Source organism: Prevotella conceptionensis 9403948 (genome assembly GCF_000312305.1).
Taxonomy (GTDB): domain Bacteria; phylum Bacteroidota; class Bacteroidia; order Bacteroidales; family Bacteroidaceae; genus Prevotella; species Prevotella conceptionensis.
Window position 1 is genome coordinate 55741 of record NZ_HE999451.1, and the last position, 8616, is coordinate 64356.

Below are 8616 nucleotides of genomic sequence, written 5' to 3' on the forward strand. Positions count from 1 at the left end.
CGTCAACATGTGGTCTAACGAAGGCCATGTGGTGAACAAGGGAATTGAAGTGGCAGCGAAGTTCAATGCCATTAACCACAAAGGTTTCAATTGGAACATCGAAGCGAACATCGCCTTTAACAAGAATGAGATAGGCGGACTCTCCTCTGACCGCTTTGCCGAACGCGTATCTGCCGGTATGGAAAAGGTGTTCATCCAGCGCAACGGACTGCCTATCGGCACCATTTACGGTTTCCTTGAAGATGGATTTTATGATAACGAGGCCGAAGCCCGCATGAACAAGAGCTACGCGGGGATGTCGTCTGACGAGATTAAACGTTTCGTTATCGGCGAGGTTAAGTATAAAGACCTCAACGGAGATGGGGTGATTACCGATGCCGACAAAACCGTAATAGGGAAGACTTTGCCCGACTATACCTTCGGAATAACCAACACGTTCAGTTGGAAAGGGTTTAACCTGAGTTTCTTCTTCCAAGGTTCGGTGGGCAATAGTCTCTTCAACGCCAACATGCGCGACGTTCGACTCGACGACATTGGCAACATCCCCCGCAGTGCGTACGAGGCCAGGTGGACACCCGAAACGGCTGCAACAGCCCGCTATCCCAAAAACGTAGCCACGCGAAACCGCGACATGAAGGTGTCGGATAGGTACGTGGAGGATGCCTCTTACCTGCGGTTGAAAAGCCTAAATTTGGGTTACAACATCAAGCCACATTGGCAAGGCATCTCTAACATATATGTATATGCCAGTGCCACAAACCTGTTTACCATTACCAAATATAGCGGAGCCGACCCCGATGTGAATGCTTTCGGATGGGACGCATCGCGACGTGGCGTGGATTATTACTGTTATCCGGGCAGCCGAACCTTTGCCCTCGGATTTAAGTTGGATTACTAAAAACGAAGTTTCATTATGAAAAAGATAGTTGTTAAGTATATTGCCGCTTGCTTGTGGGGCGCGCTTGTTGCCGCATCCTGCATCTCGTGCGCAGACCTGTTGGACGAGAAGGGTTTCTCGTTCGTCAACGACAAGAACATAGAAAACAACGACGAAGGCGCACAACAATGGGCCACGGGCGCCTTTAGCGCGCTCACTTACGAGGTGTTTCGCTGGGATGCCTTTCCCCATGTGCTCGATTTCGACTGCGATTACATGACCGGTCCCGACTGGGCCTTTGGCAAATTCGGGTCGGGAAACTTCCAAGACGACGACCACGCACAGCAGATGTGGGAGAAGATGTACAACATCATACACCGCTGCAACCTGGGAATTGAGAACGTTGAGGCCATGACGGGCACCACGCCACGAGGCAAAGACAATGCCATTGGCGAAATGCAGGTGCTCAGGGCATACGCCTATTTCCTGTTGGTAAGGGCGTTTGGCCCCATCCCCGTTCGTGATCACACCATCAATTCGGGACTTTCCGACATTCACCAGCCACGCCAACCCATCGACTCGGTTTACCATTACATCATCGCCAACCTGCAACAGGCCGAGCAACGGCTCTATAAGAACACCGATAGGGAATTCTCCTTGGGGCATGTTTCGGCAGGAACGGCTGCGTCGCTCTTGGCAAAGGTCTACCTAACCATGGCCTCGGGTGCCGTCCCCACAGGCGAAAAGGTTATCGTAAGGGGCGGAAAGGCCTTCGAGAAAGTGGCTGGCGAGAAGGTTTACACCAATCCTGTGGCCATCGAACACAAAAAAATGCAGCTCGCGGGATATGATAAGATAGACTACATGAAGTGTTTCGCCCTAGCGCGCGATAAGGCCAAGGAGGTGATGGACGGCAAGTACGGCTCGTACGACTTACTGCCTTACGATGCACTTTGGGCAATAGGCAACCGCAATAAGGTGGAACACATCTGGAGCTTGCAAACCGTTTCCAACGACGATGTTTATGGCGTGTCGTTCGGCGAGGGCTATACGGGCGTGTTGGGTACGGCCGGCGAGACCTACGGCTTGCATCATGGCATGCGCAATCATTGGTATAAGCTGTTCGAACCGCAAGACTATCGCATAACCAAAGGCGTGATGCACCGCTGGCAACGTTATCATGCCGTAGACTATCATGGCGGTTCTTATTATCCCAACACCGACGAATGGAAGAAAAAAGCCCAAGGTTATACCAATGACGAAGGGAAGTGGGTGGCTCCCGTAGCACCCTTCAACGATGGACTTTCTTACGAAAGCAAGAACGATAACAATTACTTGGCCTACCTCACCAAATACACCTATGTAAGCGACAGAACGAAAAAGCGGGCCGACATATATTTCCCCTTCCTGCGTTTTGCCGATGTACTGCTGATATATGCAGAGGCTGCCAACGAGGCCAACAATGGTCCTACCGCCGAAGCACTTAATGCACTTAACCGCGTAAGGGTGCGCAGCAATGCCACGCCCAAATCGCTTACGGGTGTAGGCAACATCAACGATAAGGTGCTTTTCCGCTCGGCTGTGTTGGAAGAGCGGGCAATGGAATTTGCCGAAGAAGGCGATCGCCGATGGGACTTGATTAGGTGGGGCATCTATCTGCCTGTGATGAACGCCATCGGCGGAACAGACGAGGTGGACATTGTGAAGACAAGGATGGAAAAACACTTGCTCTTCCCCATTCCCGGTTCGGAAGTGGGCGTTAATAAGTTCATAACTAAAAACAATCCGGGGTGGTAACGGCTTTGCCCAAAGATACATATCCCCTTTAATTGCACGATAATGAAAGCAAAGATAAGAAAACATTTAAACCTTGGCTTGCTTGCCATTGCCACGGCGATGATGGCTTGCCAAAACATTGTAGACAATCCCGACGTGGAAGATTTCTCTGCCGCTGGCGCACCTACAATAACGAAGATTACCACGGTTACCGATTTAAACCAAACGGTTACCCAAAGTGGCATGGGCCAATGGCTTGCCATTCACGGCGACAACTTGGCACACCCCACGGCCATTCTCTTTAATGATGTGGAGGTAAACCTCAAAGACGTTTATGCTGTCCGCACGCGGATAAACGTGGCCATACCTGCCGAAGCTCCCAATAAGCTGACGAACACCCTTACCGTACGCACCGCTTTGGGCGAAACCACCACGAATTTCACCGTCGATTTCCCTAAACTAAAGGTTGTGGGGCTGGACAACGAATTTGCCAAACCGGGTAGTAATGTCACCGTTATGGGAGAATTTTTCAACCTATATGGGCTTACTTCAAACCAGGCCACATTCACATTAGGGGGCAAACCGCTAACGGTTGTTGAGAAAAACGACAAGAAAATTGTGCTCACCATACCCGAAGATGCTGCCGATGGCGCAGAAATAGTAATGTCGAGCCCAAAGTTAGAGCAACCTATACGCCTGCCTTATCGCGACAAAGGCGTGCAACTCTTTGCCAGTTACGATAAGGATTACCTTTTCGGTAAGGGTTACCTATGGACCTCGCAAGACTATTTCACCGACGGAACGAACGAGGGCGACCCCGTTCCGCCTGTTGGCAAATGTTTCTTTAGGCGAAAGAACCTCTACTCGGCATGGAATTGGGATACGCTCATCGCCGGGCACTTCGACCTCGACGATGCTGATGTGGTGAACCATTTGGAAAACTATTGCATCAAGTTCGAGGTTTGGACCGCCAAGGATAAACCCATACCCACAGGCGATTTCATCTTCTGGAGCCAGCAAAGTGCCGACAACATGAAACTACGTTGGAACCCGGCAGACCAAGGCGTATCATTAAATACCAACGGCGAGTGGCGCACCATAACCCTAGATGCCGCCACATGGTTTAGAGACAACGATGCTCAACCCACATTGAAGAAAGGCAGCAACGACCTCACCATCGTTTACCAACCTCACGATGGGTTTGATGCCGACTTTGCATTGGCCAACCTGAGGTTTGCGAAGAAACGATAATACCATATATAATAAGGAATGCACAAAACCGAGGCAGGCTCTGAACCGTTAACGATATTCAGAGCCTGCCTTATTTGGTGGCGTGCATGTTGCTATGCCCTAGCAGCCGTGTTACCTTCCAAACACTTTCTGTGCGCTACCGTTTTTCTTTTCGATGTGCAACCCCTTGGTGGGCTGTTTCAGTTCTCTGCCGTCCAAACTGTAATAACGTGTCGGCGCGTTGGCCGATGTCTTTTCCTTGTCGATGCGCTTAATGGCCGTCACCTCGCCATTGGTTGCAAAGCGTGCGCCTTTAAGCACAAACGTGGCACCCGACGGCCCTTTTACATAAACCTGCCTCAGCTTGTTCTTGTCCTTAGATAAGGGCACGTTAACCTGCGAAGCACCTGCCTCAAACCTGCTTGTGGTTGTTTGGGCACCTTCACCATCGTATTCGATGCCTATTTCACCGTCGGTTGCCGTTGGTTGGGCAAACTGAATGACGAACAGGTTGAAGAGGCTGAAATCCCTAAATTGGTCGTTGAAGTACCATCCCTTATGCGCCCAGTCGTCTTTAATGCTGATGGTTTTTGTTGCAGGGTCGTAATCTGCCCCGCCACCTTCGTTCACTTTTTTCAGAGTCAGTTCGAATCGCTTGGCCTTTTCCTCTTTCAACATTTGCTCGTATTCGGCCTTTGTGCAAGCAATAACTTTGTCTACGGTAATCATTCCAGGATAGTCGGCACTTTGCAAAACAAAGTCTTTCACGTTCTTCTTATGCTCGTGGTTCAGGGCTATGCCGGCAACGAGAAGTCCTGGCGTTATGGCTTGCTCCGCGCCCCAGCTGTCTTGTTGTGTCGTTCCGTCCGTGTATTCGATCTTAATCTTAAACATGCACGAGGCGTCTTTGAGTTTTAGCACCAGCATGTCGTATTCCGAGAAGTCTGTTCCCCCTTCAAACACGCATCCGTCTTTGTCGAAGAACTTGAAGGTTACACCGTTCCACTCGGTCATAAATGCAACATTGTTTCCCAATATCTGGCAATTGGCGTCCCAAGGTTGAAACTCGCCGGCAATCTCTTTCATCGGGAAGGCGCTCAATGTGGTGAAGAGCGCAAAGGAAGCTAGTAAAATTGGCTTTCTCATAATTGTTTCTTGTTTATGTTAGATGTTACAAATTTAGGCATTTTCTTCTGTTCTCGCTGATACAATTTTGCCGTAATCCAGTACAATCTTATCGATATGTTAGCGTTTATGGGCATGCTGTGGCATTGGCAAGGCCGTCAACCGCACGCTTTGGCGTTGCAAGTGGCATAAGCCTTGGTTGCTGCATGACACATTTTTTCAGCCGCTTACGTTCCCCTTTTATGTAAAAGAGTTTGCTAGTTAAGCATAAAAATGGTAATTTTGCACAAATTAGCGGCCATACTTACCATGCGTGTAAAAACGCGGGGCGTATGCCGAGACGAAAACAACAGCATGAAATAATTGCCATCCCTTGGGCGAGAGGCGTTGCACCAACAAGCGAAACGCCCACGCAGGGGGGAACATACCTATTATATATAATATGTCTGAAAGAAAAGTGAGGGTGCGTTTCGCGCCCAGTCCCACGGGGGCATTGCACATCGGCGGAGTGCGTACGGCACTCTACAACTACCTGTTTGCCAAACAACAAGGTGGCGATTTGGTGTTCCGCATTGAGGATACCGACTCGCAACGCTTTGTGCCAGGAGCCGAAGAATACATCATCGAGTCGTTCCGCTGGTTGGGAATAAAGTTCGACGAGGGCGTTTCCTTCGGCGGAAAGTATGGACCTTACCGACAAAGCGAGCGCAAGGAGATTTACAAACAGTATGTAGACCAGTTGCTAAACGAAGGCAAGGCCTACATCGCCTTCGACACACCGCAAGAGCTTGAAGCCAAAAGGGCAGAGATAGAAAACTTTCAATACGATGCCCAAACCCGTAACGGCATGCGCAATTCGCTGACGATGAGTGCCGAAGAAGTGGATGCGCTGATTGGAGATGGCACGCAATACGTGGTGCGGTTTAAGGTGATGCCCGGCGAAGAGGTGCATGTTAACGACATTATTCGGGGCGACGTGGTGATTAAAAGCGACATCTTAGACGACAAGGTGCTGTATAAAAGCGCCGACGGACTGCCCACCTACCACTTGGCCAACATCGTAGACGACCACCTGATGGAGATAACTCACGTTATTCGTGGCGAAGAATGGCTGCCCAGTGCGCCGCTGCACGTGTTGCTATACAAAGCCTTTGGCTGGGCCGACACCATGCCGCGCTTTGCCCATTTGCCCCTATTGCTTAAACCCGAAGGCAAAGGAAAGCTGTCGAAACGCGATGGCGACAGGCTGGGTTTCCCCGTTTTCCCCCTGGAATGGCACGACCCCAAGACGGGCGAAGTGTCGTCGGGCTACCGCGAAAGCGGCTATTTCCCCGAGGCGGTGATAAACTTCTTAGCCTTGTTGGGCTGGAACCCAGGCACCGAACAGGAGTTGTTCACCCTGCCGCAGCTCGTTGAGGCCTTCGACATCAGCCGCTGTTCTAAGGCCGGCGCCAAGTTCGATTATCAGAAAGGCATTTGGTTTAACCACGAGTATATCTTGCAGAAGAGCAACGAAGAGATTGCAAGTCTTTTCGCGCCGATGGTGGCCAACAACGGCATAGACGAACCCATGGAACGCATTGTGCAGGTGGTTGCCATGATGAAAGACCGCGTGAACTTTGTGAAAGAGCTGTGGCCGCTGTGCTCGTTTTTCTTCATCGCGCCGGTTCAATACGACGAGAAGACGGTGAAGAAACGCTGGAAAGAGAACTCGGCCGAGGTGATGACCCAATTGAGCAACGTGCTAGAAGGCCTGAACGACTTCTCCATCGAGAACCAAGAGCGCGAAGTGTTTGCCTGGGTAGAAAGCATGGGCTATAAGTTGGGCGACGTGATGAACGCCTTCCGCCTGGCACTTGTGGGCGAAGGCAAGGGTCCTGGCATGTTCGACATCAGCGCTTTCCTTGGAAAAGAAGAAACCTTGGCGCGACTTCGTAGGGCTATTGAGGTGTTGAAATAGGGTAAGTGCGGCATTGCGCCGCTTGCCCTTTGTTTAAAGTAAACTGCTGAACAGGCTGTAGAACAGACGTTGACAGAACGACAATTGCCTTGCGCAAAAGGTGCTGCGGGCCACGCAGTTACGCCAAACGTCATCCATCAAAAACCTTACACTCGTGTATAACATCATCATTTACATCTATCTTTTGGGCGTTGCCGTTGCCAGTTTCTTCAGCACCAAGGTGCGGAAGATGTGGCGAGGCGAACGCGATGCTTTCGACGTATTGCGCAACAATGTTGAAGAAGGTGCGCAATACGTGTGGTTTCATGCAGCCTCGTTGGGTGAGTTCGAGCAAGGGCGACCGCTTATCGAAGAGTTGCGCCACACACATCCGCAATACAAAGTGCTGCTAACGTTTTTCTCGCCGTCGGGCTACGAGGTGCGAAAGAACTACGAAGGAGCCGACATCGTTTGTTACTTGCCGCTCGACACGCCGCTCAACGCCCGCCGTTTCTTGCGGCTGGTGCGCCCCGTGATGGCCTTTTTCATCAAGTACGAGTTTTGGTACAACTACCTGCACATCCTTAAGCATCGTGGCGTGCCGACATATAGCGTTAGCAGCATCTTCCGTCCCGACCAGATTTTCTTTCGTTGGTATGGCAAGAGTTATGGAAAGGTGCTTGCTTGTTTCTCGCATTTCTTTGTGCAGAACGAGCAAAGTCGCAGCTTGTTGGCCACGATAGGCATTCGCAATGTTTCTGTTACGGGCGATACGCGGTTCGACCGCGTGCTGCAAATACAAAAGGCCAGCAAGCATTTGCCTTTGATTGAGAATTTTGTGCAGGGCAAGCACTTGTTTGTTGCGGGTAGCAGCTGGCCGTCTGATGAAGAGATTTTCGTGCCTTTCTTCAACGCACGGTCTGATTGGAAGATGATTATTGCGCCCCACGTGGTAAGCGAAGAGCACCTGCAACAGCTGGAACAACAGGTTGAAGGGCAAACCATTCGCTATTCGAAGGCCACACCCGAGAGTGTGGCCGAGGCCGATTGTCTGCTTATCGATTGCTATGGATTGCTGTCCAGCGTTTACCATTATGCCGACGTAACCTATGTTGGCGGAGGCTTTGGCGTTGGCATACACAATGTTTTGGAGGCTGCCGTATGGGGCGTTCCCGTTATTTTCGGGCCAAACAATCAGCGTTTCCAAGAGGCACAAGACTTGATGGTGGCCGGCGGCGGCTTTGAAGTGGATTGTAAAGCGCACTTCGATGCGCTGATGGACGAGTTTATCGAGGCTCCGTGGCGCGTGCAGGTAGCAGGGGAGAAGTCTACCGAGTACGTGAAAAGTCAGGTTGGCGCAACGGACAAGGTGCTGGACAAGGTGTTTTTGAAATAAAACAAGGCAGTTACAAAAACAACAACGCACCCAACAACTGGCCTCACCCCAAATCCACACCACCCAACAACTGGCCTCACCCCCAGCCCCTCTCCAAGGGGAGAGGGGAGTAGTATGCTTTTAAAACGAACGTTGTTAGGCGCATGCGCACCGCAACTGGCCTAACACCATACGACACACTAACCTACAACCGGCCTCGCCCTATACTCCACACCGCCCAACAACTGGCCTTACTCCTATATCCACACCACCCTACAACTGGCCTCACCCCAA

5 protein-coding genes and 1 pseudogene are annotated in these 8616 nt (G+C 51.0%); 5 read left to right on the top strand and 1 reads right to left on the bottom strand.

Translation table 11 applies throughout. From position 1 onward, the window contains the following. The 3 genes and pseudogenes from BN93_RS12785 to BN93_RS12795 all read left to right on the top strand — a co-directional run. Nucleotides 1-898, top strand: a pseudogene (locus BN93_RS12785) (SusC/RagA family TonB-linked outer membrane protein); the annotation flags it as partial. 15 nt (nt 899-913) lie between these two features. Continuing rightward, nucleotides 914-2674: a RagB/SusD family nutrient uptake outer membrane protein gene (locus BN93_RS12790; protein WP_019188719.1), complete on the top strand. Its 1761-nt coding sequence runs from the start codon at nt 914-916 to the stop codon at nt 2672-2674. A 42-nt stretch (nt 2675-2716) separates the two neighbouring features. Beyond that, entirely contained in the window at nt 2717-3904 is a 1188-nt protein-coding gene (locus BN93_RS12795) for a glycan-binding surface protein (protein WP_019188720.1), read from the top strand. A gap of 111 nt (nt 3905-4015) precedes the next feature. Here the strand turns inward: BN93_RS12795 and BN93_RS12800 are convergent, their stop codons facing one another. Then, entirely contained in the window at nt 4016-5029 is a 1014-nt protein-coding gene (locus BN93_RS12800) for a hypothetical protein (protein ID WP_044260782.1), read from the bottom strand. A 421-nt stretch (nt 5030-5450) separates the two neighbouring features. On the opposite strand from BN93_RS12800, the gene gltX reads away from it, so the two are divergent. Together gltX and BN93_RS12810 are read left to right on the top strand one after the other, a co-directional pair. Further along, nucleotides 5451-6968 carry a glutamate--tRNA ligase gene (gene gltX, locus BN93_RS12805; protein WP_019188723.1) on the top strand — a complete coding sequence of 506 codons (1518 nt, stop codon included), beginning with the start codon at nt 5451-5453 and terminating at the stop codon, nt 6966-6968. A gap of 154 nt (nt 6969-7122) precedes the next feature. Beyond that, nucleotides 7123-8343: a 3-deoxy-D-manno-octulosonic acid transferase gene (locus BN93_RS12810; RefSeq protein WP_044260838.1), complete on the top strand. Its 1221-nt coding sequence runs from the start codon at nt 7123-7125 to the stop codon at nt 8341-8343. Nucleotides 8344-8616: the final 273 nt, after the last annotated feature.